Raw genomic sequence first — 1,562 nt, 5'->3', positions numbered from 1 at the left:
CGAAATCGAACCGGCACAAGGTGTCAAAGGCAGTCAAATTGTCGCCCTGTCCAAAGATTTGGCGCGCTCGATGTCTCTGCAAGCGGTACGCATCGTAGAAACCATTGCCGGTAAAAACACCATGGGCATTGAATTGCCCAACGAGAAACGCCAAGATGTCATGTTGAGCGAAATCCTCTCTTCATCCGTGTTTACCGACGCCAAGTCCAAACTGACCGTTGCCTTGGGTAAAGATATTGCAGGTACCCCCGTTGTCGGCGACTTGGCAAAAATGCCGCATCTTTTAGTCGCAGGTATGACCGGATCGGGTAAATCTGTCGGCGTGAACGGCATGATTATGTCCATGCTCTTCAAAGCCACGCCCGACGAAGTCCGCTTCATTATGATTGACCCGAAAATGCTGGAATTAAGCATTTACGACGGCATTCCGCATCTGCTCTGCCCGGTTGTGACCGATATGCGTGAGGCAGGCCAAGCATTGAACTGGTGTGTTGCCGAAATGGAAAAACGCTATCGCCTGCTTTCCCATGCCGGCGTGCGTAATTTGGACGGTTTCAACCAAAAAGTCGAACAAGCCAAAGCAGCAGGCAAACCATTGCTCAACCCGTTCAGCTTAAATCCTGACGATCCTGAGCCTCTGGAAAAACTGCCGTTGATTGTGGTCGTTATCGACGAGTTGGCTGACTTAATGATGACCGAACGCAAATCCGTTGAGCAGCAAATCGCACGTCTTGCCCAAAAAGCGCGTGCGGCAGGTATTCACATGATTGTCGCCACTCAACGCCCAAGCGTTGATGTGGTTACCGGCCTGATTAAAGCCAACATTCCGACACGTATGGCCTTTACCGTACAAAGCAAAATCGACAGCCGCACTATTCTTGACCAAATGGGTGCAGACGAATTGCTCAAATACGGCGACTCGTTATTCCTGCAACCGGGCAGCGCAGAACCGACACGCCTGCAAGGTGCATTTGTTTCCGATGATGAAGTACATCAAGTTGTCAATTTCGTCAAAGAACAGGCTCCAACCAATTATGTGGAAGGTCTGCTCAGTGGCGAAGCGGCCATCGAGACCACCAATATTGTCAATCCGAACGCAAACAGCGATGAGTTATTTGATCAAGCCGTTGCCTTCGTATTGGAGAGCCGCAAGACTTCCATTTCCGCCCTGCAACGCCAATTGCGCATCGGCTACAACCGTGCCGCCAATTTGATAGATGCGCTTGAAAATGCCGGTGTTCTTTCTCCGGCAGACATCAACGGCAGCCGACGGATTCTGGCACAAAAAGACCAGCTGTAAAAAACAACAATATCAAAACACAAAGGCCGTCTGAAAAGAATTTCCCACTTTTCAGACGGCCTTTTTATGTTATTCGTGAAACATTGTGTTATACTAAGCAGCTAAATTTTGACCTTATGCACGCTTCCGAAATTCTTCGGAATACTGAGCAGAAGGATAACCGTTTAAACACAACAAATTTAAGGGCTTACGATGAGCGTAACTGTTGAAACTTTAGAAAATCTGGAACGCAAAGTAGTATTGTCTCTGCCTTGGTCCAAAA

Annotated in this window: 1 protein-coding gene; it reads left to right on the top strand. The window is 48.5% G+C overall.

The genetic code is table 11. From position 1 onward, the window contains the following. The coding region (locus ACTHUE_RS18495) for a DNA translocase FtsK (protein WP_440424137.1) at nt 1–1,300 on the top strand (1,300 nt) is incomplete at its 5' end. Between the last annotated feature and the right edge of the window lie 262 nt (nt 1,301–1,562).

Source organism: Neisseria sp. P0021.S005 (genome assembly GCF_051956955.1).
Note: the sequence above shows the minus strand (reverse complement) of the source record. Positions and strands in the feature narration are given on the sequence as shown.